Genomic DNA, 26,480 nt, shown 5'->3' with positions numbered 1-26,480 from the left:
CGCGGAGACTTCGATGAATACACCATCCGGCGGCTACCGTTACACCGTTGCGGCCATCGACGGCGACCGGCACGATCCGGCTGTCGAGCTTTCGTCGCGACGCACCGGCATGTCCTTCCAGCGCACGCGGATGAGCACCGACCGCACGCTGATGTCGGTGATGCGGACCTCGATATCGCTGATCAGCTTCGGTTTCACCATCGGCCAGTTTTTCGAGCACCTGCGCACGTCGAAAATCCTCGCCGAAGGAAGCCACGCCCCGCGTAACTTCGGCGTCGCCCTGGTCGGGCTCGGTATCGCCATGCTGGTGCTGGGCATCGTTTACCACCTGCACTACATGCGTACGCTCCGTGCCGAGCGCGAAGCGATGGCACGCGAAGGACTGATCCACGGCGAAACGCCCTACCCCGTCTCGATGACGTTGCTCGTCGCGACGGTCATGCTGCTACTCGGCGTCCTCGCCATCATCAGCATGACCGCCCACATCGGTCCCTTCGACTAGCGGATGACGCCATCGGCCTTCATTTTGGGGATGAGGGTTTTCGACAGTTCGTTCGTGGCCTTCGGAATGTCATTGCTCGCCAGGCCTTGTGTGGTCACGGTCCAGACCAGCTTCTGGCTACGCACGTCCCACAGGCTCGTCTCCAGGGTGACAACCGTGGTCTGGGTGACCTCCGGTGTGTTGTCCCACGCGCCGCCGTACCAGCCATAGAAACCGCCATACCCCGGACCCGGTCCGGTAGGCGTCACATTGATGCGATCTTCCACACGCTGGATACGCGTGACCAGCACCGCATCGCTGCCCGTGCTGCGAACGACGTCACCGAGCTTCGCCGATCCGTCATGCCCGGAGGGAATCGCCGCGTAACTGGCCTCCGCACGCACGCCGGCGGTGGTGAGATCGCGCGCGAAGGTGTCCTCGAAGAGACGCCGCATGGTGTCGCTGCGCGCGACGCCGATGACGAGGATGTTCGACGCCGGTGGGCCGGACCAGCCCGGATCCTTCCATTCGTTGGTGACACTGAAGGTGGCGCAGCCGGACAACACCAGGGCGACGACGACGCTCGCGCGATACTTCATGATCGGACCTCCTCGGGTTAAGACGGCTTCTGCGGCAGACCCTCGTCCCGCACCGCCGTGTACGGACCGCCGGGATCCCGAATGAGCCCCATGCGGATGGCTTCGCGCACCAGGGCCACGCCACTGTGCACATGGAAGAGATCCAGCAACGACTGTCGGTGACTTTCCACCGTGCGCACCGAAATGCCGAGCTCCGTCGCGATGTCGCTGGCCCGCAGCCCGTTCGCCATTCGCTCGAGCACTTCGCGCTGGCGTCGTGTGAGCCGGTGGACGGAAGGCGGCGCGTTGACCAGGGCGGCCATCAGCCCGGGGCTGACGTAGCGCTGCCCGTCCAGGACATCCCTGACCGCATCCAACAGCTCGTTGCGTGGCGACTGCTTCAAGACATAAGCCCATGCACCCATCTGCATCGCATCCTGGACGATCAGGGGCTCGTCATGCCCGGAAAGCACGATGAAGCGGCTGCCGTCACGGCGTTCGGCGATACGGCGCACGGGCTCGAGGCCCGGCATGTCGGGCAGATCGATATCGCCGACGACGAGCATGCCGGGCGACACACCGTCGAGCAGCGCGCCAGCCGAATGCACCAGCACCACGGAGCGCACGTAAGGCCTGAGCAAGGCGGAGACCCCTTCGGCGACTACACGGTGGTGGTCGGCGACGATGATGTCGACCGCCAGGGGTGGGCCTTCGCGTGGCTCATGCATCGCCGTCAGAGCGCAAGACTGATGTTCAGGACCAGCGGCTCACCCTTGATGCGATTCTTCACATCGAACTCCTTGACCCAGCGCAGGGTGAAATCGATGTTGCTTTCCTTGCTGAAGGACTTTTTATAGGCGAGCGCAGGGCCGGCGCCGTACGAACGACCCTTGAAGCCATTGAGACGATCCGCCGTGGGGCCCTTGTCGTCGTCGATCTGGCGGATCACGCCGATGACCCCACCAAAACCCCAGCCGCTCGGCGTGCGCTTCATCGCCAGCAGGTCGAGACGAAAGACCGCGCCATTCTGGTAGTCGGTGGCGTGGTTCTTCGAATAGAAGTCCACGCCGGCAAGCGCGCTGAACTCGAATGCGCCCTTGTCGTAAAGGTGCGTATAGCCCACGGCCGGCGAATAGGTCCAGATGTTGAGACCCTTGTTGGCCAGCCTGCCCTTCGTGTAATCGGCAGTGGGCGCGTAGACGTACACGCCAAACGACCAGTGCTCCACCTCGCTCACGTGGTAGCTGGCGATCACCGGTGCGAAGTACAGGTCGAACAAGCCCGACGCACGGTCGCTCACGGCGGCGGAGCGCTGGCCGATGAAGAGCGATGCCGTGGCCGAGGGGCGGATGTACGGGACGGTGAACATACTGGCGAAGTTCCAGCGGCCCTTCCCCGTGTCCCATATATACGCGAACGTCGCGGCGTATAGATCGATCTTGGCATGCAGGTCCAGCGCCGTGCTGCCGCCGATGGGCACCGGCCTGCTGCCGCCGATGTTGCCGTCATAGTTGACGTAGCTCACCGAGACGTTCAGGCCGGGCGTCGGCGGCACGATACCGACAAAGGGGGTGATCTGCGCGCCCGTGATCGAGCGACCCAACGCGCTCTCCGTGGCATGAGCTGCCACGGGTGCAAGCGCGGTGGCGATCAGGACGAAGGCAATTCGATGGTTCATGGTCACGATCCGGCATCGTTGACGGTATATGCAGAGTGCGGCCCTCGTGCCCATGCGATAAGCGAACTTTCACCCTGCGCACGTAGGTAAAACTACCGGCCTCACAACCTGGGTCGCAGCAGGGAGCCGAAGTTCAGGTAGACGGCGGTGTGTCCACCGGCGGCATGACCGACGCCGAGGAACACGGGACCGAGAGGCGACTGGACGCCGGCGAAGATGCTGCCGGCGTAGATCAGTGAACCGAAGCTGACATCGCTCTTGCGTTGCCATGTATTGCCCGCTTCCAGGCTCATGCCGATGAAGATGGGCGTGGAGAACAAGGCGTCGAGATTGCCTGTACGCCGGTAGAGAACGGCACGCCCAAGGGCGGACTGGTTGCCGTAGAGCGATCGCTCGCTGTAGCCGGAGAGGTTGAGGAAGCCGCCGAGGAAGTCCTGGGCCTCGAAGAAATTGGAGTTGTCGATGGCGCTGGATGCACGCACACCCAGCAGCAGGTGATATCGACCCGTGCTCATCCCCCAGTCCGGCACCCAGTCGGCGACGATGCGCGCGACATCGCCTTTCACATCACCGCCAAGGAAGGGCCGGTAGCTCTCGTAATCGATATTGACGTGCGCGCCCTGCGTCGGAAACGCCGCGTTGTCCAGGCTGTCCCAATCGACCTTGGCACCGATGGAGGCGAACTCCGAACTGCCACTGGGAAAAGCCGAGGGTGTACCGATGCGAAGGTCGCCGTTATCGCGACCACGGGCAAAAATGGTCGAGATACGCCAGTACGACGCCGGCGTCCAGCCGAGTTCGAAACCCGCGTTGCGACGGCGGATACGGTATTCGGCCAGCTGATGATCCGCACCGTGATCGAACACCGGCACATCTTCATTGCGCACCACGACAAACGGCATGACATACGCCGTCGCTCCCTCCCCGAACGGCTGGTAGAACTCGGAGCGAATGCCGCCAATGCGACCGCTCCATAACGTGTTGCGCCATTCGCCGCCGCTGTCGTTGAGGTTGGCTGCGGTGATTTCGGCCGAGATCAGGTATTCGCTTCGACCGTTGAAATCGTCGTCCAGCTGAAAGCCCATTTTCCCGTAGATCGGCCCCCACGACTTATCGACGGGAGTCAGGCGGATGCCACGATCCGCACCGCGCTCGACGAGGTGGTAGTCCACCTGCTGGTAACCGCCCTGCCCATAAATCGTGCCGATGCGCGCTTCGACGTCTTTCGGATCGAAAGGCTTGCCGACCTCGGGCTGCAAGCGCCTGGCGGCGGACTCGCCACTGCGCGTGCTCTTGGTGTCCACGTCGATGAAGGCCACGAGCTTCGGGTCGAACTGGCGCTGGCGATGATTATCCTCGAAGGCCTGCCAGGCCTGGGGCGACGCGGTGAGCGCACGCAGCCGCGGAAGGGCGGCCTCCGCAGCGGCCCGGCCGATCGCGATGGCCTCCGGTGCGCGATTGAAGTCGCCCGCGCCCAGCTTCCCCAGGGCTGGCCGGATGAGGATGTCGCGGTCCTCCAGGGCGCCGAGTTGCCGCTCCGTCTTCTCGGCCATCAGCGCGCTGACCATCTGGTTGAGCAGGGCCACCGGATTGGACAAGGTCGATTCCTCGGCCAGCGGCGAGCCGACATCCACCACGATGAGCCGGTCCGCCCCCATGCCGCGGACCACGTCGATGGGCACGTTGTCCATGAGGCCACCGTCGACCAGCAATTTGCCGTCGACATTGGTTGGCGCAAACGCGCCGGGCACCGACATGCTGGATCGGATCGCCAGGGGCAGGTCACCATGGGAGAACACCACCGGCTTGCCGGCCACGATGTCGGTCGCCACGGCGCGGAAGGGCACGGGAAGGTCGTCGAAGTTGTTCACGTTCCACGTCGAGACCAGTAAGCGGCGAAGTAGCAGGAGCAGCTTTTGCCCCTGGACAACGCCGGCAGGCGTGACGATGTGGCCGTTCTTGTAGCCGACCTCGAAATTCAGCAGATAGCGATAATCGGCATCTTTGCGACGCATCGGTTCTTCGACGCGGTCCGGATCGTCGGAGAAGAGGTCCTTCCAGTCGAGCTGGCCGATCACGTTGGCCATCTCCTCGGAGCTGTAGCCCGCCGCGTAGAGGCCGCCGACGATCGAGCCCATGCTGGTGCCGGCGATCCGGCAGATGGGGATGTGCTCGCGCTCGAGGACCTCGATCACGCCGATGTGCGCGGCACCGCGCGCGCCGCCACCACCAAGCACCAGGCCGATGCAGGGCGACGGATCCCGCGGTGCGGCATGTGCCCCGCTCGCACAGATGAGCAGGCCCGCTGCCAGCGTCCAGAGACAGGAGAGGGACAGGCGCATGCGGTTTGCCCTTGTCGAGATCGGTTCCCCAGTCTCGACCCGGAGGGTCCCGCGGCGGCAGCGAAGAAGCGGCCGGGGGAACTGCGCAGAATTACCTAGACCGAAGTGGGATGGACGTCTGTGTACCGACGACACCCATCGGGCGGCGCACGGGTATAGTCACCCGAGGGTGTGGCGGGGGCCGCCCTTGACTGTCGTGACAGCTGGTCGGGTCACCCTTGAGGGTGATGGGAGAGGCGATGACGCAGGCCTTGGCAACGACGCATAACGCGACCCATTGGTGCGGGGGTGTCTTTGCGGGCGTCATGGCGGCCCAGTTGCTTTCCGCCGCGCTATGGAGCCATCAGGGCGGTACGCACATCGTCTGGTTCCCCGGCGCGGTGCTGCTCGGCGCCCTGCTTGCCACGCCGCGGCGCATGTGGCCCGCGCTGATGGGTGCCGCCCTGCTTGGACTGGTGACCACAGGCGTGGCATTCGGCCTGCCATTGGCCGATACGGCCCTGGTCGTAGCGCCCGCCGTGCTGCTTACGCCGATAGCCGCGTGGTCGCTCCAGCTCCTGCCCTCGCGCGCCCCGCCACTGGAAGACTTCACCCGGCTCTACGCCTTCGCGGCGGTGGCGGTCATCGCCCTGCCCGCCGCCTGCGCCACGCTGATCGATCACGCGAGCCACTACACGTCGTTTCGCGGATCCATTCTCAGCGACTGGCCGAACATCGCCCTCGCGCATGCGCTCGGCTATGTGCTGTATGTGCCGGTGTGGATGAGCGTGCGCAGTCCGGACGCGGCCGTGCGCCACGAGCCACCGCTTCCCACCGAGTTCTACCTGCTGATGATCGTCTCGATCGCGCTGCTTGGGGTCATCTGGTATGGCTACGGCGACCGCCCGGAGCTCGTGCCCGTGCTCTGCCTCGCGCCGGCGCCGATCATCATCGCGGCGATCATCCGTGCGCAGATGACGGGTAGTTCCATCGCTGTCTTTATTATCGTGATCATGGCCGGCCACCTGAGCATCGGCGGCCACGGCCCCTTCATGGCGGCCACGCCGCAACAGACGACGCTCGCCCTGCAACTGTGGACTCTGACCGCGGCGCTGTCCGCACTGACGCTCGGCGTCGTCGTCGAGCAGCGCTTCGCCAGCCGCCGCGCCCTCAGCGACGCCCACGCCGAACTGCGCGAGATGACCGGGCGGCTCATCGCCACCCAGGAGCAGGAGCGCGCACGCCTCGCCCGGGACCTGCACGACGACATCAACCAGCGGCTTGCCGCGTCGTCGATCGGCCTGAGTGCACTACGACGACGTGTACCACCGGCGATACAGTCCGAGGTAACACATATCCAGCATCAGGTCATCGCGCTGTCCGAGGACGTGCGCCAGTTATCACACGAACTTCACCCCAGCTGCCTGCACCATGCGGGCCTGCGCGATTCACTCGAAGCCCTGTGCCATACGTCACGGCGCCCACGCGCCCCGCACGTGGTGTTCATTGCGGATCGCGCCATCGACGTGCTTTCGGCGGACATCGCCTTGTGTTTCTATCGAGTCACCCAGGAAGCACTGACGAATGCCCTTCGTCACGCGGAAGCCAGCCAGGTGACCATCAAGGCGTCGGTGACCAGCGACCTCGCGTCGCTATGGATCTTCGATGACGGCAAGGGGATCGATCCCGACGAGTTGCCTTCGGCGGGACCGGGTATCGGTTTGATCAGCATGAACGAACGTGCGAAGTTGCTGGGGGGCAGCTTCGAATTGCGTACCGCACCGGGAAAGGGAGTGGATCTATGTCTGCGCATTCCGCTGGAAACGAACTGAGTTGCGAGGCGCTTCCGCGCATCGTGTTCGCGGATGACCACCGCATGGTCGCCGAGGGCATCGAGCGCCTTCTCGACGACGACTTCGAACTGGTCGCCCTCGCCCAGGACGGCCGCAGCCTGCTGGATGTCGTCGAGCGCGAGAGTCCGGACCTGATCCTCTCGGATATCAACATGCCCGGCGGCAACGGCCTGGAAGTCCTGAAGACGCTCCGCAGCCGCGGCGACAGCACCCCGTTCGTCTTCCTGACCATGCATGCCGAACCCGCCCTGGCCGCCTCGGCCATGCGCTCGGGCGCCAACGGCTACGTTCTCAAGGTATCCGCGGGTGACGAATTGCTCAGTGCGCTGCGCCAGGTGCTCGCCGGTGGCACCTACGTCACACCCTCGCTGGGCGCTCGTTACCTACGTGGCCGCATGGCCGACCTTCACGAACTCACGCCGAAGCAGCGCGAAGTGCTGCGTCTGGTCGGATCCGGCCTGCGCTCCAAGCAGATCGCCGCGCAGCTGGGGCTCTCGGTACGCACGGTGGAAGCCCATAAGTACACCATCATGCAGATCCTGGATGTGCACAGCACGCTCGAGCTGGTGCGGCGCTCGGAGGACCTCGGTCTGCTGTTCTGACCGGGAAAACACGGAAGTAGATATACGCAGCAGCAATCGCGTGGCTTTACGCTGTTCCGCGCCGGCTGCGAAGTGGAGAGTTGAATTCATGGACGAGTTACGTTTCACACCTTTCCGGGCCAGTGTGGTTCTCGCGGACGACCATCCGCAGACCGCGCGGGAGCTGGAGCGCTTGTTGCGAGAAGACTTCGACGTCATCGGTGTCGTCAGTAACGGCGTTTCGCTCGTGTCGCTGGTCGAAATCCTGAAGCCGGACGTCGTCGTCACCGACATCGCCATGCCGGAGATGGACGGACTGGAAGCGGCGCGCCGACTCACCCTCAGCTGCCCCGGCCTACCCGTGGTTTTCGTCAGCTGCCACGACGACGCCGGCGTCGCGCGGCGTGCGCTTTCCCTCGGCAGCGGCTACGTGGTCAAGGCATCGGCCGGTGAGGACCTGCTCGACGCCGTGCACGCGGCGCTCCGTGGCGACGCGTACGTGTCGTGCTCGGTACGCATCGGCTACCAGGACACTCCGTAAATCTACTTGAGCGGAAACCGTAGTTCCTCGGTCGCATGGCGGTGATCGACGCGCGAGCATGGACGCCGACATCCTTTTCCCGCTTGCCACGCCCGGCGGAACACGGAACATGGCCACCACCACCCCCGGTGGTCTGCCGTCGGCGTGGCGAGTGGGTTCTTTGCCGAGGCAACCTCCAGGGAGTGCTCATGGCCCTCGCCAATCCCGTGCACGCTTTCCCCGCCACGCGGGAGCACGACGACATGATCCGGCTGGAAGGCGGCATGTTCCGCATGGGGTCCGAGCGCTTCTATCCCGAGGAGCAACCCGTGCACCGCGTGCGTGTGGATCCCTTCCGGATCGACCGGGCGCCGGTGACCAACGCGCAGTTCGCGCACTTCGTGGAGGCCACGGGTTACGTGACGTTCGCGGAGATCCCTCCCCGCGCTGAGGACTATCCGGGCGCCCTTCCCGACATGCTCCATCCGGGCTCTCTGGTTTTCGTGCAACCGCCCGGTCCGGTACCGATGCAGATCGATCGCTGGTGGCGTTTCGTTCTTGGCGCCGACTGGCGGCACCCGACCGGCCCGGGCAGCGATCTCGATGGCCTGGACGATCACCCGGTGGTGCACGTGACTGCCTCCGATGCCGAAGCGTATGCGACGTGGGCAGGCAAACGCCTTCCCACCGAAGCCGAATGGGAATTCGCCGCGCGTGGCGGACTCGACCACACGGAGTACGCCTGGGGTGATTTCCTCGAACCGGCGGGCCACTTCATGGCCAACTACTGGCAAGGCCGTTTTCCCTACGAGAACACCGCGCAGGATGGTTACGAGCGCACCTCGCCGGTGGGGTCGTATCCCGCAAACGGCTACGGTCTCGTGGACGTGATCGGCAACACGTGGGAATGGACGTCCGACTGGTATCGAGCCAGCCACGCTGCCGAGGTGCAGAAGGCATGCTGTGTACCGGCCAATCCCCGTGGCGGCAGCATGGAGCACAGCCATGACCCACGCGCGGCGGGTCCTGCCATCCCGCGACGGGTACTTAAAGGTGGCTCTCACCTGTGCGCCGTGAACTACTGCCAGCGCTACCGGCCGGCAGCACGTTACCCGCACCCGATCGATACATCGACCAGCCACATCGGCTTTCGTTGCGTTGCCGACATCGCCCCGGAGGCGTCATCGTGAACGTCACGCAGCTACTGAGCCTGTCGCAAGTATTCACCCTGCTGTTCGTGGTCATGGGGCCGCCGCTGAAAACGCCACTTGCCTACTACGTGCGCATGCAGGCCTTCGATGCCGCGACACGCCGGAGCCTTGCATTCAAGACGGCCATACTCGCGACCGTCGCGGCCCTGATCGGCGGTTTTTTGGGCCTCGCACTGCAGCACAGCTGGCAGATATCCGTGCCGGCGATGCTTCTGGCCGGAGGCTTGATCTTCCTCCTGGTGTCGCTGCGTACGGTGCTCGAGCAATACACGCCCAGCCCGGTGCCCCACCCGGTACCGGAGGGGACGGCACCGACGCAACCGCATGCGCCCAGCGCGTTCGAACTCTCCGTGCCGATGATCGTGACACCCTATGGACTGGCTGGACTCATCATCCTGCTCGCGTCCAGCCATAGCACCGAGCGCACGTTGGGTATCGTCGCCATGCTGGTGCTGGTGATGGTTTTGCATCTGCTGGCGATGCTCTTCTCGGGGCCGATCGTCCGCGGGATCGGGCCATTGCCATTCAAGCTGTTCGGCACGGTGATCGGCTCGCTCACGGTCGGCCTGTCCGTGCAGATGATGATCCTCGGTTACCAGATGCTGGCCTCGGCACCCGCGCTCAGTGGCCCGATATCGTCACCGTGATCTTGCGCTGGTGGGCTTCGTGACGATGGTCGTAGAGGAACACACCCTGCCAGGTACCCAGCAAGGGGCGTCCACCGTGCACCGGTACGGAAAGCGACACACCGGTAAGCACGGCACGCACGTGCGCGGGCATATCGTCGGGGCCTTCGTCCTGATGGCGAAATAGCGGATCGCCATCAGGCACCAGTCGCGCGAAGAAACGCTCAAGGTCGGCCACCACCGTCGGATCGGCATTCTCGCCGATGAGCAGCGAGGCACTGGTGTGCTGGACGAACACGTGCGCAATGCCGGTCGTGACACCGCTGGCCGAGACGGCGTCGGCGATCCGGTCGGTGATCTCGATGAGCGACCGCCCTCGCGTGTGCACGGTGAACGTGGTCTGCGCGATGTGCTGTACGGGCTGGGCGCGGCTCATCGCAAACTCCGGATCAGGGATAAAGCAGGCGGCTCGTCCAGCTTGTACCGTGTTCCGCGTGCACGATACGCTCGTGCAGGCGAAACTCGGCGCCGTACCAGAACTCGACGCGGTCCGGCTTGAGAAGATAGCCGCCCCAATGTGGAGGACGCGGCACGTCGCGGCCTTCGAACTCTTTCTCGAAATGTGCCACACGGTCTTCAAAGGTCTGCCTGTCCGGCAGTTCCTGACTCTGCTTCGACGCCCAGGCACCGATCTGGCTGCCACGCTGGCGGCGAACGAAATAGGCGTCCGATTCGGCGGCACTGGCCTTGCTCACGCGCCCTTCGAAGCGCACCTGGATGCCTTCGCGGATCTGCTTCCAGTGGAAGCACACCGCCACCTGGTCGTGCGCGGCCATCTCACCGGCCTTCGCACTCTCGTAGTTGGTGAAGAAGCCCAGGCCGTTCTCATCGATCTGCTTCAGCAGCACGATGCGTGAATGCACGCGGCCGGTAGCGTCCACCGTGGCGAGGTTCATGGCGGTGGGTTCACGATCGCCGCTGGCCTTCGCTTCGTTCAGCAGGCCACGGAAAGTGTCGAGGATCTCGGGAGTCAGCATGGGTAGGCTATGCTTGCCGGTATGGAATCAGCCGATGCTATCACGCTCGCCGAGCGGGTCCTGGGGCGTTTCGCCGCGTCGATCGCGCACGCCTCGTCGCCGTTCATCCTCGGCATTTCCGGCCTGCAGGGCAGCGGCAAGAGCACGCTCGCGGCCTCGCTGATCGAAGCCGCACGGGAGCGGGGCTGGTCGGCCGTGAGCCTTTCACTGGACGATGTCTACCTGACCCGCGCCGAGCGCGAGACGTTGGGACGTCAGGTCCATCCGCTACTGCGCACGCGCGGCGTTCCCGGAACCCACGACCTCACCCTGCTCGCTTCGACACTCAACGCCCTGGAGAAAGCCGCTCCCGAGCGACCCGTTTCGATCCCGCGTTTCGACAAGGGCCAGGACGACCGCTATGCGCTGTCGCTATGGCCCGAGGTCCCGCAGCCCCCGATGCTGGTCATCCTCGAAGGCTGGTGCCTTGGCCTCGAGCCGCAGGCGGATGCCGATCTGGTCCCGTCGATCAATGCGCTGGAGGCCGGGGAGGATCCCGACGGCGTCTGGCGTCGGTGGGTGAACACGAAGCTCGCCGACTACCTCACCGTATGGCGCCGCCTCGATGCCCTCGTCCTGTTGCACGCCCCCTCGTGGGACATCGTGGCCCGCTGGCGCGACGAAGCCGAATGGTCGCTACGCGCCCGCGGCGAACCCCGCGCGATGGACGAGGAAGAGATGACGCGCTTCCTCCAGCATTACGAGCGACTCAGCCGACATGCACTCGCTACGCTGCCGGCAAAGGCCGACATGGTTGTCGCGCTCGATCGTGAGCGCCATCGAATCGGATAGCTCGCTGCGCGAGCTCGTGCTCTGTCCTGTAGGAGCCGATTCATCGGCGAAAACCAACGGAGCGGTGATGCCACAGGCCTATCACGCTGGGGGATATGCGGGAGCCGCGAGGGGCAAGGCCCTTGGGGCCGCGGCGCGGCTCTTCGAGACGGGCCGTAGCGCCTCTTTCGCATTCCCTGTGGACTGAGCGGCCCTCAGCTTAGGCGTCCCCAAGGGCCTTGCCCCTCGCGGCACCGAACGCCGAAGTTGCGTGTAGCCGAGCGCCCCGCCAGCGACTCGCAGCGCCGCTTTTTGTAGGAGCCGATTCATCGGCGAACCCTCAGCGCTCATCCTCGCGAATGAGGCATTGCATCGCATCGTGCGGGCGTTCAACCGCTCGCCCGATCACCACAAGGCCTCGTTCGCAAACCCGATAGCCCGAGGGTTCGCCGCTGAAGCGGCTCCTACGAAGGCGTGTTGGCGCGTTGAGGCAGTCGTGCGACGCACGGCGACGAAGCGGCGTTGCGCATTTGCCGCGCGCAACCTCAACGTCCGGTGTCGCGGTCGGGTTGGCCCTTGGGGCCGCCTAAGCTGAGGGCCGCCCAGTTTCCGTGCAAGCGATTGCGCCACCTACGGCCCGTCTCGAAGAGCCGCGCCGCGGCCCCAAGGGCCAACCCGACCGCGACTCCAACGACAGCACGAGCGTGAGGCGGCAACGCCGCTAAGACATGCGCCGCGTAGCGGCGATCCTTTCAAATGCCCAACATCAAATAAGCGCGGCATACCCCATCCGCGCATCCGGCCAGCGACACTGGAATCCCGCCGCGCGAAGGCGCGCATTCGACATGCGCTTGTTGCCGACACCTGGGGCGGATGGCCCCTCGGGGGGAGGTGCCGCACCGAGCAGGCCGGCGAGGTAGTCATAGAGTTCATCGACAGGCAGCGGCGTATCGTCGACGCCGACGTACAGCGACTCGGGCGCATCCAGTGACAGGAGATGCGCCATCGCCGCAGCCGCGTCGTCCACGTGAATCCGATTGGCGAAGACGCTGCGACCGCGCGGCACGGAAACCTTGCCTTCGCGGAGCCGGTCGAACAACTGCGTGCGGCCGGGGCCGTAAAGCCCGGCGAGCCGCAATGACATGCCGCCCAGATCACGCGATGCCAGCCACTGCTCGGCCTCGACCAGAACACGTCCGTTGAAGCCTGGCGGATCCGTCGGCGTCGTTTCGTCGACCCAGTCGCCGGCGTGCTCGCCGTAGACGGCTGTCGAAGAGACGAAGAGCGTGCGACGGGGCGGCGCCGGTAGCGCTTCGACCAGATGACGGAGCCCATCGAGGAACACGGCGCGATACGCCGCCTCATCGCGTGCATCCGGCGTCGGCGCGAAGACCACCGCGTCGACCTTCGGAAGGCCACGCAAGGTGTCCGGACGGGTGAGGTCGCCGCGCAGCCAGCGAATCGCCGGATCGGGTGGCATCTGGCCACGGCGCAGCGCAAACACCTGTTTTCCCTGCGCCACGAGGCGCCGGGCCACGCGGCTGCCGACGTCGCCGGCGCCGGCGATCAGCACGGTCTCGTTCTTCTGCGGATGGCTTATTGCTAGCATGGGTGCGATGAATCCTTCGCCCAACCTGTTCCTGGTCGGCCCCACGGGGGCCGGCAAGACCACGATCGGACAGCGCCTTGCGGCGCACTATGGCCTGACGTTCGTCGACCTCGACGTTGAAATCGAGGCACGCTGCGGCATGACGATCCCCGCGATCTTCGAAAGCGAAGGCGAGGCGGGTTTCCGGGCGCGCGAGTGCGCGCACCTGGACGAGTTTAGTCTGCGCAACGGCATCGTGCTCGCCACCGGCGCCGGCGCCGTGCTCGATCCCGCCAACCGTGAGGCGCTGATGAGCCGGGGTACCGTGCTCATGCTCGGCGTCGACGTGGACGAACAGCTCGACCGTCTGCAGCACGATCGCATCCGCCCGATGATTGCCGGTAGCGACCGCCGGGGCCGGCTGGAAAACCTCGCGCACGACCGCAATCACCTTTATGAGGAGATCGCCGACCTGATCTTTCGTGGCCGCCACGAAGGAGTCGACGATGCCGCCCCGCGGGCAATCGCCCTGCTCGACCGCCACTGGAAACGCAGCTGATGGAAACCGTCGATGTCGCACTCGCCGGACGCGATTACAGCGTCTGGATCGGCCCTGGCCTCATTGCCGATAGCGCCCGCTGGCGTGCGAGGATTCGGGGTCGGCACGTGCTGGTGGTCAGCAACACCACCGTCGCGCCGCTCTATCTTTCCGCGCTGGCCAAAGGCCTCGAGGGCCTCACCTGGTCGTCCTACCTGATCGATGACGGCGAGGCTCACAAGACCTTTGCCAACGTCGGTCGTGTCCTCGAAGCGCTCGGTGAACTCGGCGCCACACGCGACGCCTGTGTCATCGCCCTCGGTGGCGGCGTGGTCGGCGATCTCGCCGGTTTTGCCGCCGCCTGCTGGATGCGTGGTATCGACTTCATCCAGGTACCCACCACCCTGCTTGCCATGGTCGATTCATCGGTCGGCGGCAAGACGGGCGTGAACCTGCCCGCGGGCAAGAATCTCGCCGGGGCCTTCCACCAGCCGCGCGCCGTCGTCGCCGACGTGGATGTCCTGGCCACCCTGCCCCAGCGCGAATACCGCGCCGGTCTGGCGGAAATCGTCAAGGGCGCCGCCATCGGCGATCCGGCCTTCTTCGAATGGCTGGAAACCCATGCCGACGCGCTGGCCCGACGCGAGCCCGCCATCCTGATCGAGGCCATCGCGCGTAAGTGCCGCTACAAGGCCGGCGTGGTAGCCCGTGACGAAACCGAACAGGGCGAGCGCGCGCTGCTCAACCTCGGCCACACCTTTGGCCATGCCCTGGAAACCGCGGGCAATTACAGCGAGATTCTTCACGGCGAAGGCGTGGCGATCGGGATGGTGCTCGCGGCCCGCTTGTCGGAGAAGCTCGGCATGGCGCCCGCCGCCGATACGCAACGACTCACCCGATTGCTGGAGGGCCTCGGCCTGCCTACGGCGCCATCGCGCGAACACGCCGCCAGCCGCCTGCTCGACCTGATGCGCCTGGACAAGAAAAACACCGCAGGCACGCTGCGCCTGATCCTCTGGCGCGGTGTCGGGCGTGCGGAGATCGTTTCCGGCGTGCATGACGCCGATGTGCTCGCCGTGCTGGATTGACGCATATCGTGCGTACCCCGGGGCGACCACCTACAATGATCGGCCCTGCGCCAGCCCGGATCGTTTGATGCGGATCTACATGCAAACCATGCCCGAAGCGGTGACGGAAGCGCCCCGCTTTTTCCAGATCACGTTGGAGCAGGATCTCCTCGGTGGCTGGACCCTGTACCGCGAGAGCGGCGTCCAGGGTGGCAAGACGACGCTGAAGCGTGAGGTCTACCTCGAGCGCGATGCCGCGCAAGCCGCCTTCGAGAAGGCGCGCGACGCACAGATAAAAAAAGGGTTCAAAGTCATGTTCAGCCAGGGCCAGGAGTCAGCGCATGGCCGCTGACACGCTCCGCAACGATCGTTTTCTCCGCGCGCTTCGCCGTGAAGCCACCGACACCACGCCGATCTGGGTGATGCGCCAGGCCGGCCGTTACCTGCCGGAATACCGCGCCACCCGCTCGAAGGCAGGCAGTTTCATGGGCCTGGCGACGAACCCCGAGTACGCCTGCGAGGTCACCTTGCAGCCACTCGAGCGCTTCGATCTCGATGCGGCGATCCTGTTCTCGGACATCCTGACGATTCCCGATGCGATGGGCCTCGGCCTCTCGTTCGCGCAAGGCGAAGGCCCGCGCTTCGAGCGCCCGCTGCGTGATGCCGCTTCGATCGAAAAACTCGCCGTGCCCGACATGGATGGCGAGCTTCGTTACGTGATGGACGCCGTCCGCCTGATCCGAAAGGAACTGGGCGGCCGCGTGCCGCTGATCGGCTTCTCCGGCAGCCCGTGGACACTCGCCTGCTACATGGTGGAAGGCGAAGGCTCGAAGGATTTTGCGCGGGTCAAGGCGCTGGCCTGGAACGAGCCCGCCCTCGCCCACCGCCTGCTCGATACCGTCGCACGCGCCGTCGCGGCCTACCTGATCGCGCAGGCCCATGCCGGCGCCCAGGCACTGATGATCTTCGACACCTGGGGCGGTCTGCTCGGCCCGACGCCCTTCAGGGAATTCTCCCTGCGTTACATGGCGCAGGTGGTGGATGCACTGAAGACCGATCCGGTCAGCCGCGAGCTGCCGGTGATCCTGTTCTCCAAGGGCGCCAGCGGCCAGCTCGAAGCGCTCACCGATACCGGCTGCACGGGCCTGGGCGTGGACTGGACGATCGATATCGGCGAAGCCCGCCGTCGCGTTGGCGACCGCGTTGCCCTGCAGGGCAACCTCGACCCGTCGGTGCTACGCGCCTCGCCGGAAGTCGTGGCGCGCGAAGCCCGTGCGGTGCTGGACGCCTTCGGGAATCACCCGGGCCACGTGTTCAATCTCGGTCACGGGATCACGCCGGAAGTCGATCCGGACAATGTGAAGGTGCTCGTGGATACCGTGCATGAGCACGGGCGAGTCGTTCGGGGCGGCTGAGGCTAGCTGGCCGCGCTTTCGCGCGGATCGCCGATGAATCGGCTCCTACCCGAGCAGGGGATCGCTCCGGCTCGGTAGGAGCCGATTCATCGGCGAATAAAGACATGCGCGGCGCAGCCGCGAACCGCCGATGGCGGCCCCCGGTCAGGCCAATCCCTTAAAACCGATTGGGCCCCGCAATATGACATTTCCCCACTTCAGCCCGAGCCGCCATCGCCTGGCTCTGGTCATTCGCCTGCATGCGCATTTCGTAAATGGTCTGCCAGTTGCGCGCGCAGAGGCTGCCCGACTTCGGGCCCATCTCGAACGACTGCTTCGCCAGCTTCTCGGCGAGCGGGAAGTCCTGCATGCGGACAGCCACTTCAGCGCGGTCCTGGATCAGTTCCGGCGCCTCGGGCGCCATCTTCAGGGCCTGCACGAGCTTGGCATCCGCGTCCGGGTAGCGACCGGCCTGTTCATCCGCCTGGGCGGACTTTTCCAGGCCCTGCACGCCAGGATCGCGTAACGGAGCGACTTCGATCGCCGACTTCTCGCGCTCACCCGCAGCGCGGATCTGGGCGACGATGTCGTAGGCGGGTTTGCTGGGACGGGTAGCCTGCGGCGGGGCGGGCTGGCTGCAGGCGGCGACGAGCGCGACGGCGGCGATGGCACAAAAGCGAAGGCGATGCATGGGTCAATCCGTAGGATTACTGGGAACGGGCGGCGCCGGCTGGGCGTCACCGCCGCCGAACATACCCTTGAATTGCTGCCAGAAACAGCCCTCCTCGGCATCCGGCACGTAACCGGACACGAACGGGAACTGCCGGGCGCCCTGGCAGGAGGGGTCGGTGCGCTTGCCTGTCTGCGGGTTCACCCAGGCCATTTCGAGGCCATCAGCCAAGGTCGTGGGTAGCGGCCGGGTCGGCAGCTTGCGGAACAGCTCCTGCCACACGCGCATGCTGCCGGTGGCGCCGTAGAGCCCCGTTGGCTTGTTATCGTCGCGGCCCATCCAGATCACCGCCAGGTGCTCGCCGGTGAAGCCGGCGAACCAGCTGTCGCGCTGGCTGTCGCTGGTACCCGTTTTACCCGCCGCGTGGAGCGAGCCCAGTGCGGAGTTGCCGATGGCCGCGGCGGTGCCACTGGTGACCACCTGCTGCATGGCCCACGTGGTCAGGCGCGTGGCCTGCTGGTACTCGCCTTCGCCACCCTTCACTTCGTAGCGCTTGATCGCCTGGCCCTTGTTGTCCATCACGCCGCTCACTGCCACCAAGGGCAAGGCATGGCCGTCGGCAGCAATGTATTCGTAGAGCTGGGCCACCTGGAAGGGTGAAAGGTCGATCGCACCAAGCAGCAGCGAGGGACTCGGATTGACATCCTCGAGACCGAACGATTCGAGGAAACCCTTGATCCGCGGCACGCCGACCTGCATGCCCAGGTGGACCGTCGCCAGGTTCCACGAATGCACCAGGGCGTCGAGCATCGGCACCTCGCCGTGAATCTCGCGATCGTCGTTCTGCGGGGTCCAGGGCTTGCCGTCCGGCTGGGTCATGTTGATCGGCGTGTCCTCGACGATCGTGGCAAGCGACCACTTCGACGGCTGCGCCCATGCCACCAGATACACCAGCGGTTTTACCAGCGAGCCGATCGAGCGGCGGGCATCCAGCGCGCGATTGAAGCCCTGGTCGCCCGGATCGCGCGAGCCGACCACGGCCAGCACGCTGCCCGTGGTGGTATCGGTCACCACGGCCGCTGCCTGGGCGGCCGCACCGCGCTTACCGAGCGATTTGGCCGTCGTCAGGATGGCCTGCTCGGTGTACAGCTGGGCGGCCGGGTCGAGCGTGGTGAAGATGCTCAGGCTACCGTCACGCAGGGCGGCTTCGTCGAAGTCGTTGGTGATCTGCGCACGAACCAGCTGCATGAAGGCCGGGAAGCGATTGTGCGGAAGCTGCGCGTTCTCGGCGATGCCCAGTGGCGTGGCCTGCGCCGCCTTCAGCTGGGCGTCGTCGAGCAGGCCGGTGTCGTGGAACTGCTGCAGCACGAGGTTGCGGCGCGATAGCGCGCGGTCCGGGTAACGGCGGGGATCGTAATAGCTCGGCCCTTTGACCAGACCGACAAGCATGGCGATTTCCTGCGGACGCAGGTCTTCGAGGCGACGGCCGAAGAAGAACTCGCCGCCGGCGGCAAAGCCGTGCACGGCCTGGCTGCCCTGCTGCCCGAGGAAGACCTCGTTGACGTAGGCCTCGAGAATGCGTCCCTTCGAGTAATGCGCCTCCATCAACACCGAAAGGATGGCCTCGTTCACCTTGCGCAGCATGTTCTGGCTGCGATCGAGGAACAGGTTGCGCACCAGCTGTTGGGTCAGCGTCGAGCCGCCCTGCACCGCATGACCGGCCCGGAGATTGGCCAGCGACGCGCGCGCGATCGCGGAGAAGTCGATGCCGATGTGATGGTTGAAGTCGCGGTCCTCCACAGCCTGCAGGCCCTGCACCAGCAGCGGCGGCACATTCTCGAGGCGCACGATGCGGCGCTCTTCCTGCTGCGCGCCATACAGCGTGGCGATGCGGGCGGGGTCGAGGTGGATGCTCTTGATCGGCTTGTCGTTCGTATCGTCGACGACCTGACCCACCTGGCCGTTGGCGAGAGTGACCCGGATGCGGTGCGGCAGCTCACCGCCATCGGGACCCGAATAGCCGCGCGAGGCGATGAGGAAGCGTGAACCGCTCTTCGAGTAGCTGCCCTGGACCTTGCCGCCGCCTTCGGTGGTGTAGCCGGCAAACGTGAGCTCAAGTTCCAGCGCCGCAGGCGTCATCGCACGCCCCGGTTCCAGCGGGAGCGGCCGCGCATAGACGCGCGTCGGCACCGCGAACACCAGGTCGTTGAAGCGATCCTGCAGGCGCGCATTGAGGATCAGCGTGTACGGCAGGAGGAAACCGAACACCAGGCCCATCACGAGCCAGAAGGGAATGCGCAGCCAGGGCCAGCTGGCACGCAGGAGGGAGCCAAGACGATTCAGGAAAGCCAACGCGGGGAGGTCCTGGGGAAAGAGACGTAGCCGGATGATAGGGGCACAGCCCCGGCGCTCATCTGAACGAATGCTGGCGAAGCGACGACCCCGACGGTCAGGACGCCACCTGCCAGGTCTCGGGTCGTGGCGAAAAGGCGCGCGGATGAATGTCCAGAGCGGCTTCCAGGGGGCGATTGTCGGCGATCAGGTCGCTATCGAGTCGGTGAATGGGCCCGCGCATCGCCGGCGAAACAAGGGTAGCCACGTTCAGGATAAACCGCGGAATCGGCAACGGCAGGGTCACCGACCCGGCCGTACGGCGTGCCCGGCGGAACATTTCGGCGGCACTGAGCCGTTCGCCGCCACCGATCGAGAACGTCTGGTTACGGCCCGCCGGCAGCGCCAGGGCGGCCACGATGGCGGCGGCGATGTCGTCGGCGTGGACCGGCTGACGTTGCCCGCGCCCTGCCGGCAGCGGAAAGACGTGGCGGCGGAGGGCACCCTGGACCACGGGGGTGAGGCTCTTGTCCAGACCGGCGCCATAGATGAGGGTCGGCCGGAAAATCGTCCACGGCATGCCTCGTGAGGCGCATGTCGTGCTGAGTTGCGTCTCGGCGTCGCGCAGCGTTCGCGACAGCTCGCGCTCATCGGCGTTCGCGGAATCGCGTTTGGTCTCCGCACTCATGGACGATGTCGCCAGGACATGTGGCGTACCCGGCAGCCGCGTGAGCGACAACCAGTGCGCCATCCAGTTCACGGGACCAAGGCAGACAATCGCCTTTAACGGCGGCAGCGAAGGCATGCCATCCGGAAGATGACCGACGAGCCAGTCGGGGTGATCGCCCCGGGACGTCCGGCTCATCGCGAGTACGTCTTCGCCGGCAGCCGCAAGGCGAGGCAGGAGAAAGTGGCCGATCTGACTCGATGCGCCAATAACGAGAATCTGCATGCGTTCGCTCATCGCCCCGTCGCGATGCGCTCGTAGGCGCCCTGGAGGCGCGGATCGTCCGGCGCGTAATGGCGTGCGCGATCGAGGGCCTGGAAGGCGCCCTGGCGGTCGCCTTGCGAGGAACGCTGGAGGGCGCTGTCGATCCACGCACTGCCGAGGCGGTGGCGCATTTCGCCTTGCGACGCATCACCGGGTGCGAGATCCGAAAGGGTGGCGTAGAGGTCCTCCGCACGCTTGACGTTGCCGTTGGCAACGGCCTGCTGCATGAGTTTCTCGACCTGCCCGGGCAAGCCCTGCAAGCCGGCACGAGCGGCCGGGTCGTTGCCATCGATCGCCAGCGCATTGCGATACAGGTCGTAGGCGCTGTCTCCGGGCGGGTCCATGATGTCGCCGCGCGTCACGGCGGCCTGGGCACGACCGACCAGCGCGGCGACCTTCGCCTTCTGCTCCGGACTGACCGCCAGCGAGGCCTCGGCGGTATCGCCATTACCTGTCGTGGCGACCGCGTCGGAAGACGTGCCGCGCTTGACGCTCTTGGACTCGCCGCCGCCGATGCGGGCGCGTGCGGCGGCGAGTTCAGCGGATTTCGGCGCGAGCTTGGCTGCCTGATCGAGCAGACGCGAGGCCTGCGCATCGTCTTCGCTGTCGAGCGCGGCATTGGCCTGCACGATCAGCGCCTGCGCGACCTGTCCAAGACCGGCCTTGGCGTCGGCGTTGTCGGGATCGGTCGCGAGCACGGCACGGAAACGTGCGAGCGCGTTGTCATCGCCGTCACCGGTGAACCGGCCGGCGCGCATGGCGTCGTTACCCTGCTGAATGAGGGCGGTGATCGCCTGGTCGTCCTGCTTGCGGTTTTCCGCCAGCGACGCGCGCAACGACGGCAGATCGCCGTAGCCCGGCACGAGGATCGCGATGCGATCGACCAGCGCGTTGGCCTTCGGCCTGTCGTTGTCCGCAATGGCCTGGCGCGCCTGCGTTGCGAGCGCGTCGCCGACCTTGTCCAGACCCCGCGCGGCGACGGCATTGGATTTGTCCGCGTCGAGGACGCGGCGGTAGAGGGCACCCGCACCGTCGTCGCCATCGAGTTTGCCCGCGGCGAACGCCTGCTGCGCCTGATCGACCAGGGACTCGGTATGGCCCTGCGGATTGCGCGCCTGGGACAGGCGAGCGCTGAGCTGCTCGACATCGTTACCGCCACCCAGCAACTCCCTCGCCACGCCGAGCGCGGCGTCCGCTTCGTCGAGCCGACCGGCGGAAAGTGCCTGGTCGGCGCGGGCGATCTCCGCCTGCCCCACCCGGCGCAGGCCGTCGCGAGCCTGGTCGCTGTCCGGTTGCTGGTCGCGCGCCTTTTCGAACAACTCACGCGCACTGTCGCCCTGCGTGCCGTCGAGCTTGCCGGCGTCGAGCGCCTGGTTCGCCTGGGTAAGCACATCGTTCAATTCGGTGCTGGGGACGAGGTTGCGCAAGCGGTCCTGCTGCAGGTACAGGCCGGTGGCCGCACCAATCAGCACCAGCACCAGCACGGGAATCAGCCAGCCGCGTTTGCGCGCACGCCGTGGGGGTGGCGGCGTGGGGCCACCCGTACGGCGACGCGGCTCGTCGACGACGAAATGAGGCAAGCCGTCGTCGACCGGCGGTGCCGGCTTGTCCAGGTCGTCGAGCCGACCGAGGGTCGGTTCGGTTCGTCCGCGGGGTTCGTGGTCGTTCGAGTCTCGGCGTCCGCTCATCGGTCAGGCATCTTCCCTAGGAGCGCAGCAGCTTAACATCGGGGTGTGAACGCCCGTTCAAAGCTCGACGCGGATGCGGCTCGCCGCGCGCTTGGCCTTCTCCAGCGCCTCCTCGACCGTCGCACCCCTGGCGAGCGTCACCGCCATGCGCCGGCGTCCACGCACTTCCGGCTTACCGAAGATGCGCAACATCGTGCCGGTCTCGGCCAGGGCGTCGGCGATGCCGTGGTAGGTCGGCGCCGCACCCTCGCCTTCAACGAGCACGGCGCAGGAGGCCGCCGGGGCAAAGGCGTGAATCTCGGGCACGGGCAGACCGAGGATGGCGCGGGCGTGCAAGGCGAACTCGGAAAGATCCTGCGAGATCAGGGTGACCAGACCGGTGTCGTGGGGGCGCGGGCTCACCTCGGAGAAGATGACCTCGTCGCCGCGCACGAAGAATTCCACGCCGAACACGCCCCAGCCACCCAGGGCGGCCGTGATCGTGTCGGCCTGGCGTTCGGCGGATGCACACGCGGCATCGCTCATCGGCTGCGGCTGCCACGATTCGCGATAGTCGCCCTCCTCCTGGCGATGGCCAATCGGCGCGCAGAACGACACGCCGTCACGATGGCGCACGGTGAGCAGGGTGATCTCGTAATCGAAGTCGATGAAGCCCTCCACGATGACGCGGCCGCGACCGGCGCGGCCACCCGACTGCGCGTACTCCCACGCGTCGTCCGCATCGTCCGGCTTGCGCACGACGCTCTGGCCTTTGCCTGAGGAGCTCATCACCGGCTTGACCACACACGGCGTGCCGAGCACGGCGATGGCGTCGAGAAATTCCTCGCGCGTGTCGCAGAACCGGTAGGGCGAGGTCGGCAGTCCCAGCGTTTCCGCCGCGAGACGGCGAATGCCTTCGCGATCCATCGTCAGCCACGCGGCTTTCGCGGTGGGAACGACCTTGAGGCCTTCTTTCTCCATCTCGATGAGGGTCTGCGTGTGGATCGCCTCGATCTCGGGAACGACCAGGTGCGGCTTCTCTTCCTCGATGAGCTTGCGCAGCGCAGCGCCGTCCAGCATGTCGATGACGTGGCTGCGATGCGCCACCTGCATCGCCGGTGCGTTCGGGTAGCGGTCCACGGCGATCACCTCGACGGCGAAGCGCTGGAGCTCGATGGCGACCTCCTTGCCGAGCTCGCCGGACCCCAGCAGAAGCACCTTGAGGGCGTTAGGGGAATGCGGTGTGCCAAAGGAGGTCATGGGGCGGGTCCGGGAGGGGGTCGAAGCCCCCATTCTACCGGGCCTGACCACGACCAATGGGGTACTTGACTCCGGCCACGAAAGTGCTGTTATGAAGGTGTCCCCAACAATCCGGAAGTACGCTCATGAGACGTCGTCTTGCCGCCGTCGCCGTACTGCTGTGTCTGACCGCCACCTCGGCCCTGGCGGATCAGCGCTGGATGACCGTTCTCCTCGACGGTCGCAAGGTGGGCAACCTGGAAATCGACCGCGATCTGGCGGGCGACAAGGTGACCACCACCCAGGTGCTCAATTTCCGCCTCACCCGCGTCCACACGCCGATCCTGCTCCAGACCCGGATCAAGACCGTCGAATCCCCTCTAGGCGCCCCGCTGGCGTTCTATGCCAGTACCAACATGTCGTCGCAGCAGAATCTCGTGCAGGGTGAGGTGCGCGATGACGGCGCCTTCCAGGTCGCCAATACCGTGGGTGGCCAGTCGAAGGTCAACCTGCTGATCTGGCCGACTGGCGCCTCGCTGGCCGAAGGGCAGCGCCTGTCCATGGTTGCCCATGGCTTCAAGCCGGGTACGACCTACCAGATCCGCAACTTCGACGCCGTAAAGCAGCAGGTCGCCAACGTCGAGGTTGCCGTGATCGGTGACGAGGTGGTCGACATGCCCGACGACCGCCGCGAGACGGTGCATCACCTGCGTGAGTCACTGGTCGGTGCCACGGGGGACCACAGCGTGGACATCTGGGTCGACAACCAGGGATACATCCGTCGTGGCATCTCGCCACTACTCGGGTTCCGTCTGGAAATGGCCGCCTGTAGCGAAGCCTGCGCGAAGGCGCCCGACCAGGACGTGGACCTGCTTCGCGCGGCCATGATCCAGTCCCCGCGGCCGATGGTGATGGGCCTGCGCGCCGCCCCGGTCCGTTATACCGTCACGGTTCGCGGCAACTACCCACAGCCCTTCGTCGAAACCGACGAGCAACGCGTGAACTCGATAGGCGACGGCGTCTACATCATCGACGTCGGTTTCGGCCGCATGACGGACCACGAGGCCGCGCCTTCTCCCGAAGACACCGCACCTAACGCCTGGGTGCAGTCGGATTCGCCGCAGATTCGCGCGTTCGCAAAACAGATCACCGGCGACGCGACCAGCGATCTCCAGCGCATGCGCCGGCTTCGCTCGTACATCTCCGATTACATCTCGAGGAAAGGCCTCGACGTCGGCTACGCCTCCGCGCTGGAGACCATGGAAAGCCGGAACGGCGACTGCACCGAACACGCGGTACTGCTGACCGCCCTGGCGCGATCGATGGGCATCCCAGCCCGCGTGGTCACCGGCATCGTCTATGTCGAGCGCATGGGCGGTGTATCGCGGGTGTTCGTTCCCCATGCCTGGACGCAGGCCTTCATCGACGGCCGGTGGATCAGCTTCGACTCCGCACAGCGACGATTCGATTCGACCCACATCGCGCTGGGCGTGGGCAATGGCGACCCGTGGCGATTCTTCGCCGCGATGAGCACGCTGGGCCACATCACCATCGACCGGGCCGTGGCCGCCTCTAACCTGATGGACTTGCCGATGCCTTCGGGCATCACCGCCAACATCGGGGGCGGGGGCAAGGGGTCCGACTGAGCCGGGAGGGCATCGCCGCTGAAGCGGCTCCCAGAAGAAGCATTGTGGGAGCCGCTTCAGCGGCGACGCCTACGGAGCGGACCGTCCGCCCCCGCGAAGTCCCAAACCCGCCGCGATCCACCCGACGATAAACGCGACCCCACCCACCGGCGTCACCAGCCCGACCAGACGCGGCGCACCCAGCGCCAGCGCGTAGAGACTGCCCGAGAACAGCACGATACCCAGCGCGAACAAGCCGATCGTCACCGATCGCGCCCGTCCCGGCGGCAAACCGATTACCGCGCCAAAGAGCGCCAGCGCGTGCCAGAAATGGTATTCGACGCCCGTGTGCCAGATCTCCAGCCCGCGGTCGTCGACCACGCCGCGCAGCGCATGCGCGCCGAAGGCACCCAGGGCCACGGCCGACGCGCCGGCGATTCCGACGAGAAGGGCATGGGCGCCGCTGACATGTTGTCGCATCCGGATCGTTCCTGGCAGGGGAAGTGCCTGATGGCCGGCACGGGTGGCGTATCCTTTGCGGGATATGTCGCGGAGTGTCGCATGAAGCCGTCGTTCTCCCGCCGGGCCCTTGGGGCCTTGCTGATCCTGATCGCCCTCGTCTGCGTAAGCGGCTGCCAACACGAGCCGCAACCCGCCTGGCGGCTGACCGACGTGTCCGGCCACCTGCCCGACCTCGACTTCCGACTCACCGACGACAACGGCAAGGCCGTCACCGGCGCCGACTTCAAGGGCAAGGTCACGCTCATGTACTTCGGCTACACGCACTGTCCCGACGTGTGCCCGCTGACGCTGACCCAGTTGCACGTGGTCCTGGATCGCCTCGGACCACCGGCCGACAACGTACGCATCCTGTTCGTCAGCGTCGACCCGAAGCGCGACACGCCGGCGATCATGCATGCCTACGTCAATGCGTTCGACAAGCGCGCCGTTGGCCTGGTCGGTTCGGATGCCGACGTCGAGGCGCTGGCCAAGCGCTACCGGTCGGCTTTCACCCGTGAGCCCGACCGCGGCGACGGTGCCTACGACGTGAGCCACAGTTCGGCCATCTATTTCTTCGACGCCCAGGGCAAGGCCCGCCTGCTGGCTACGCCGTCCGCCTCGCAGGACGACATGGTGCACGACCTGCACCTCCTCACTTCGCTGGGAGCCCAACCGTGATCTTCCGTTCGCTCGTTGCCGCCATGCTGCTCTTCACCGGGGCGGTACACGCCGCCGATGCGCCTACCGTCAAGGCCAGCGATGGCTGGTTGCGCGTGCTTCCCGGCAACCTCCCGGCAGGCGGTTACGTGAGCTTCGAGAACGTGTCCGATCGCACGGTATCCATCGTCGGTGCCTCGTCAGCGGACTACGCCGACGCAATGGTCCACCGCAGCAGCACCGATGGTGGCATGGGCCGCATGGAGATGGTCGACAGCGTACCGCTACCGCCGAAGGGCAAGCTCGCGTTCTCGCCGGGCGGCTACCACGTCATGCTGATGGGTGCGAAGCATCCGGTGAAAGCCGGCGACAAAATCGTCGTGACGTTCGCGCTGTCCGATGGGGAGAAGCTGCCGGTGACGTTCCTGGCCCGCCCTGCGAATGCGACGGGCCCCACCGACTGACCTGTGGGAGCCGCTTCAGCGGCGATGGGTGCTTGCGGCGACCTTGCCCGCT

The 26,480-nt window shown here is 66.0% G+C and carries 27 protein-coding genes; 14 read left to right on the top strand and 13 right to left on the bottom strand.

All coding sequences use genetic code 11. The features are described from left to right. Positions 1 to 13 precede the first annotated feature (13 nt). Positions 14 to 502: a DUF202 domain-containing protein gene (locus HB634_RS04995; RefSeq protein ID WP_213947802.1), complete on the top strand. Its 489-nt coding sequence runs from the start codon at positions 14 to 16 to the stop codon at positions 500 to 502. On the opposite strand, the gene HB634_RS04990 is transcribed toward HB634_RS04995, so the two are convergent. The 4 genes from HB634_RS04990 to HB634_RS04975 form a co-directional block, all read right to left on the bottom strand. Further along, positions 499 to 1,080 (bottom strand): hypothetical protein, encoded by a 582-nt coding sequence (locus HB634_RS04990; RefSeq protein ID WP_213947801.1) that lies wholly within the window; start codon positions 1,078 to 1,080, stop codon positions 499 to 501. The genes HB634_RS04995 and HB634_RS04990 overlap by 4 nt on opposite strands. A 17-nt stretch (positions 1,081 to 1,097) precedes the next feature. Then, on the bottom strand, positions 1,098 to 1,787 hold the full coding sequence (locus HB634_RS04985) for a response regulator transcription factor (RefSeq protein ID WP_213947800.1): 690 nt from the start codon (positions 1,785 to 1,787) through the stop codon (positions 1,098 to 1,100). 5 nt (positions 1,788 to 1,792) lie between these two features. Further along, the gene (locus HB634_RS04980; RefSeq protein ID WP_213947799.1) at positions 1,793 to 2,737 is read right to left on the bottom strand and encodes a transporter; all 945 of its coding nucleotides are present in this window, start codon (positions 2,735 to 2,737) and stop codon (positions 1,793 to 1,795) included. A gap of 101 nt (positions 2,738 to 2,838) precedes the next feature. After that, a complete protein-coding gene (locus HB634_RS04975; RefSeq protein ID WP_063570401.1) occupies positions 2,839 to 5,079 on the bottom strand; it encodes a patatin-like phospholipase family protein in 2,241 nt (746 codons plus the stop codon). Positions 5,080 to 5,318: 239 nt separating this feature from the next. Here HB634_RS04975 and HB634_RS04970 point away from each other — a divergent pair, with 239 nt between their 5' ends. From HB634_RS04970 to HB634_RS04950, 5 genes are all read left to right on the top strand, one after another. After that, positions 5,319 to 6,890 (top strand): MASE1 domain-containing protein, encoded by a 1,572-nt coding sequence (locus HB634_RS04970; protein WP_213947798.1) that lies wholly within the window; start codon positions 5,319 to 5,321, stop codon positions 6,888 to 6,890. Continuing rightward, positions 6,860 to 7,513, top strand: coding sequence for a response regulator transcription factor (locus HB634_RS04965; RefSeq protein WP_082878828.1), 654 nt, complete (start codon positions 6,860 to 6,862; stop codon positions 7,511 to 7,513). The genes HB634_RS04970 and HB634_RS04965 overlap by 31 nt, the downstream gene beginning before the upstream one ends. 88 nt (positions 7,514 to 7,601) lie before the next feature. After that, a complete protein-coding gene (locus HB634_RS04960; RefSeq protein WP_063570399.1) occupies positions 7,602 to 8,033 on the top strand; it encodes a response regulator transcription factor in 432 nt (143 codons plus the stop codon). A 188-nt stretch (positions 8,034 to 8,221) separates the two neighbouring features. Continuing rightward, a complete protein-coding gene (locus HB634_RS04955; RefSeq protein WP_213947797.1) occupies positions 8,222 to 9,202 on the top strand; it encodes a formylglycine-generating enzyme family protein in 981 nt (326 codons plus the stop codon). Then, the gene (locus HB634_RS04950) at positions 9,199 to 9,870 is read left to right on the top strand and encodes a MarC family protein (protein ID WP_213947796.1); all 672 of its coding nucleotides are present in this window, start codon (positions 9,199 to 9,201) and stop codon (positions 9,868 to 9,870) included. The genes HB634_RS04955 and HB634_RS04950 overlap by 4 nt, the downstream gene beginning before the upstream one ends. On the opposite strand, the gene HB634_RS04945 is transcribed toward HB634_RS04950, so the two are convergent. Together HB634_RS04945 and pdxH are read right to left on the bottom strand one after the other, a co-directional pair. Next, positions 9,845 to 10,285 carry a secondary thiamine-phosphate synthase enzyme YjbQ gene (locus HB634_RS04945; RefSeq protein WP_213947795.1) on the bottom strand — a complete coding sequence of 147 codons (441 nt, stop codon included), beginning with the start codon at positions 10,283 to 10,285 and terminating at the stop codon, positions 9,845 to 9,847. The two genes, HB634_RS04950 and HB634_RS04945, sit on opposite strands and share 26 nt — an antisense overlap. Positions 10,286 to 10,298: 13 nt before the next feature. Then, positions 10,299 to 10,886 carry a pyridoxamine 5'-phosphate oxidase gene (pdxH, locus tag HB634_RS04940; protein WP_213947794.1) on the bottom strand — a complete coding sequence of 196 codons (588 nt, stop codon included), beginning with the start codon at positions 10,884 to 10,886 and terminating at the stop codon, positions 10,299 to 10,301. A 21-nt stretch (positions 10,887 to 10,907) separates the two neighbouring features. Here pdxH and HB634_RS04935 point away from each other — a divergent pair, with 21 nt between their 5' ends. Continuing rightward, the gene (locus HB634_RS04935; protein WP_063573615.1) at positions 10,908 to 11,717 is read left to right on the top strand and encodes a hypothetical protein; all 810 of its coding nucleotides are present in this window, start codon (positions 10,908 to 10,910) and stop codon (positions 11,715 to 11,717) included. A 745-nt stretch (positions 11,718 to 12,462) separates the two neighbouring features. Here HB634_RS04935 and HB634_RS04930 read toward each other — a convergent pair. Continuing rightward, positions 12,463 to 13,305 carry an SDR family oxidoreductase gene (locus HB634_RS04930; protein ID WP_213947793.1) on the bottom strand — a complete coding sequence of 281 codons (843 nt, stop codon included), beginning with the start codon at positions 13,303 to 13,305 and terminating at the stop codon, positions 12,463 to 12,465. Positions 13,306 to 13,312: 7 nt separating this feature from the next. Here HB634_RS04930 and HB634_RS04925 point away from each other — a divergent pair, with 7 nt between their 5' ends. From HB634_RS04925 to hemE, 4 genes are all read left to right on the top strand, one after another. Beyond that, on the top strand, positions 13,313 to 13,843 hold the full coding sequence (locus HB634_RS04925) for a shikimate kinase (protein WP_213947792.1): 531 nt from the start codon (positions 13,313 to 13,315) through the stop codon (positions 13,841 to 13,843). Then, positions 13,843 to 14,910 (top strand): 3-dehydroquinate synthase, encoded by a 1,068-nt coding sequence (aroB, locus tag HB634_RS04920; RefSeq protein ID WP_213947791.1) that lies wholly within the window; start codon positions 13,843 to 13,845, stop codon positions 14,908 to 14,910. Before HB634_RS04925 ends, aroB begins: the two co-directional genes overlap by 1 nt. A gap of 67 nt (positions 14,911 to 14,977) precedes the next feature. Then, complete coding sequence (locus HB634_RS04915; protein WP_063574064.1) at positions 14,978 to 15,241, top strand: WGR domain-containing protein; 264 nt, start codon at positions 14,978 to 14,980, stop codon at positions 15,239 to 15,241. Then, positions 15,231 to 16,304, top strand: coding sequence for a uroporphyrinogen decarboxylase (hemE, locus tag HB634_RS04910; protein WP_213947790.1), 1,074 nt, complete (start codon positions 15,231 to 15,233; stop codon positions 16,302 to 16,304). The genes HB634_RS04915 and hemE overlap by 11 nt, the downstream gene beginning before the upstream one ends. Positions 16,305 to 16,461: 157 nt before the next feature. Here the strand turns inward: hemE and HB634_RS04905 are convergent, their stop codons facing one another. The 5 genes from HB634_RS04905 to purT all read right to left on the bottom strand — a co-directional run bounded on the left by HB634_RS04905 (position 16,462) and on the right by purT (position 23,202). Continuing rightward, positions 16,462 to 16,974, bottom strand: coding sequence for a hypothetical protein (locus HB634_RS04905; RefSeq protein WP_063572578.1), 513 nt, complete (start codon positions 16,972 to 16,974; stop codon positions 16,462 to 16,464). A gap of 3 nt (positions 16,975 to 16,977) precedes the next feature. Continuing rightward, entirely contained in the window at positions 16,978 to 19,305 is a 2,328-nt protein-coding gene (mrcB, locus tag HB634_RS04900; protein ID WP_213947789.1) for a penicillin-binding protein 1B, read from the bottom strand. Positions 19,306 to 19,402: 97 nt separating this feature from the next. Continuing rightward, positions 19,403 to 20,236, bottom strand: a complete 834-nt coding sequence (locus HB634_RS04895) for an NAD-dependent epimerase/dehydratase family protein (protein WP_213947788.1) — start codon at positions 20,234 to 20,236, stop codon at positions 19,403 to 19,405. Positions 20,237 to 20,244: 8 nt separating this feature from the next. Then, a complete protein-coding gene (locus HB634_RS04890) occupies positions 20,245 to 21,963 on the bottom strand; it encodes a hypothetical protein (RefSeq protein WP_213947787.1) in 1,719 nt (572 codons plus the stop codon). Positions 21,964 to 22,020: 57 nt separating this feature from the next. Continuing rightward, complete coding sequence (gene purT, locus HB634_RS04885; RefSeq protein WP_213947786.1) at positions 22,021 to 23,202, bottom strand: formate-dependent phosphoribosylglycinamide formyltransferase; 1,182 nt, start codon at positions 23,200 to 23,202, stop codon at positions 22,021 to 22,023. Between the two features lie 125 nt (positions 23,203 to 23,327). Between purT and HB634_RS04880 the strand changes: the two genes are divergently transcribed. Further along, a complete protein-coding gene (locus HB634_RS04880; RefSeq protein WP_213947785.1) occupies positions 23,328 to 24,827 on the top strand; it encodes a transglutaminase-like domain-containing protein in 1,500 nt (499 codons plus the stop codon). Positions 24,828 to 24,896: 69 nt separating this feature from the next. Here HB634_RS04880 and HB634_RS04875 read toward each other — a convergent pair whose 3' ends face one another. Further along, positions 24,897 to 25,286: a DUF423 domain-containing protein gene (locus HB634_RS04875; protein ID WP_213947784.1), complete on the bottom strand. Its 390-nt coding sequence runs from the start codon at positions 25,284 to 25,286 to the stop codon at positions 24,897 to 24,899. 81 nt (positions 25,287 to 25,367) lie between these two features. Here HB634_RS04875 and HB634_RS04870 point away from each other — a divergent pair, with 81 nt between their 5' ends. Then, positions 25,368 to 25,985: an SCO family protein gene (locus tag HB634_RS04870; protein ID WP_213947783.1), complete on the top strand. Its 618-nt coding sequence runs from the start codon at positions 25,368 to 25,370 to the stop codon at positions 25,983 to 25,985. Continuing rightward, a complete protein-coding gene (locus HB634_RS04865; protein WP_345777466.1) occupies positions 25,982 to 26,428 on the top strand; it encodes a copper chaperone PCu(A)C in 447 nt (148 codons plus the stop codon). Before HB634_RS04870 ends, HB634_RS04865 begins: the two co-directional genes overlap by 4 nt. Positions 26,429 to 26,480: the final 52 nt, after the last annotated feature.

The organism is Luteibacter sp. dw_328, from assembly GCF_018449605.1.
Taxonomy (GTDB): domain Bacteria; phylum Pseudomonadota; class Gammaproteobacteria; order Xanthomonadales; family Rhodanobacteraceae; genus Luteibacter.
Note: the sequence above shows the minus strand (reverse complement) of the source record. Positions and strands in the feature narration are given on the sequence as shown.

Coding starts and splice junctions, on each gene's coding strand:
- HB634_RS04995 (WP_213947802.1), top strand. CDS start 14: ATGAATACACCATCCGGCGGCTACCGTTACACCGTTGCGGCCATCGAC.
- HB634_RS04990 (WP_213947801.1), bottom strand. CDS start 1,080: ATGAAGTATCGCGCGAGCGTCGTCGTCGCCCTGGTGTTGTCCGGCTGC.
- HB634_RS04985 (WP_213947800.1), bottom strand. CDS start 1,787: ATGCATGAGCCACGCGAAGGCCCACCCCTGGCGGTCGACATCATCGTC.
- HB634_RS04980 (WP_213947799.1), bottom strand. CDS start 2,737: ATGAACCATCGAATTGCCTTCGTCCTGATCGCCACCGCGCTTGCACCC.
- HB634_RS04975 (WP_063570401.1), bottom strand. CDS start 5,079: ATGCGCCTGTCCCTCTCCTGTCTCTGGACGCTGGCAGCGGGCCTGCTC.
- HB634_RS04970 (WP_213947798.1), top strand. CDS start 5,319: ATGACGCAGGCCTTGGCAACGACGCATAACGCGACCCATTGGTGCGGG.
- HB634_RS04965 (WP_082878828.1), top strand. CDS start 6,860: ATGTCTGCGCATTCCGCTGGAAACGAACTGAGTTGCGAGGCGCTTCCG.
- HB634_RS04960 (WP_063570399.1), top strand. CDS start 7,602: ATGGACGAGTTACGTTTCACACCTTTCCGGGCCAGTGTGGTTCTCGCG.
- HB634_RS04955 (WP_213947797.1), top strand. CDS start 8,222: ATGGCCCTCGCCAATCCCGTGCACGCTTTCCCCGCCACGCGGGAGCAC.
- HB634_RS04945 (WP_213947795.1), bottom strand. CDS start 10,285: ATGAGCCGCGCCCAGCCCGTACAGCACATCGCGCAGACCACGTTCACC.
- pdxH (WP_213947794.1), bottom strand. CDS start 10,886: ATGCTGACTCCCGAGATCCTCGACACTTTCCGTGGCCTGCTGAACGAA.
- HB634_RS04935 (WP_063573615.1), top strand. CDS start 10,908: ATGGAATCAGCCGATGCTATCACGCTCGCCGAGCGGGTCCTGGGGCGT.
- HB634_RS04930 (WP_213947793.1), bottom strand. CDS start 13,305: ATGCTAGCAATAAGCCATCCGCAGAAGAACGAGACCGTGCTGATCGCC.
- HB634_RS04925 (WP_213947792.1), top strand. CDS start 13,313: ATGAATCCTTCGCCCAACCTGTTCCTGGTCGGCCCCACGGGGGCCGGC.
- aroB (WP_213947791.1), top strand. CDS start 13,843: ATGGAAACCGTCGATGTCGCACTCGCCGGACGCGATTACAGCGTCTGG.
- HB634_RS04915 (WP_063574064.1), top strand. CDS start 14,978: ATGCGGATCTACATGCAAACCATGCCCGAAGCGGTGACGGAAGCGCCC.
- hemE (WP_213947790.1), top strand. CDS start 15,231: ATGGCCGCTGACACGCTCCGCAACGATCGTTTTCTCCGCGCGCTTCGC.
- HB634_RS04905 (WP_063572578.1), bottom strand. CDS start 16,974: ATGCATCGCCTTCGCTTTTGTGCCATCGCCGCCGTCGCGCTCGTCGCC.
- HB634_RS04895 (WP_213947788.1), bottom strand. CDS start 20,236: ATGCAGATTCTCGTTATTGGCGCATCGAGTCAGATCGGCCACTTTCTC.
- HB634_RS04890 (WP_213947787.1), bottom strand. CDS start 21,963: ATGAGCGGACGCCGAGACTCGAACGACCACGAACCCCGCGGACGAACC.
- purT (WP_213947786.1), bottom strand. CDS start 23,202: ATGACCTCCTTTGGCACACCGCATTCCCCTAACGCCCTCAAGGTGCTT.
- HB634_RS04880 (WP_213947785.1), top strand. CDS start 23,328: ATGAGACGTCGTCTTGCCGCCGTCGCCGTACTGCTGTGTCTGACCGCC.
- HB634_RS04875 (WP_213947784.1), bottom strand. CDS start 25,286: ATGCGACAACATGTCAGCGGCGCCCATGCCCTTCTCGTCGGAATCGCC.
- HB634_RS04870 (WP_213947783.1), top strand. CDS start 25,368: ATGAAGCCGTCGTTCTCCCGCCGGGCCCTTGGGGCCTTGCTGATCCTG.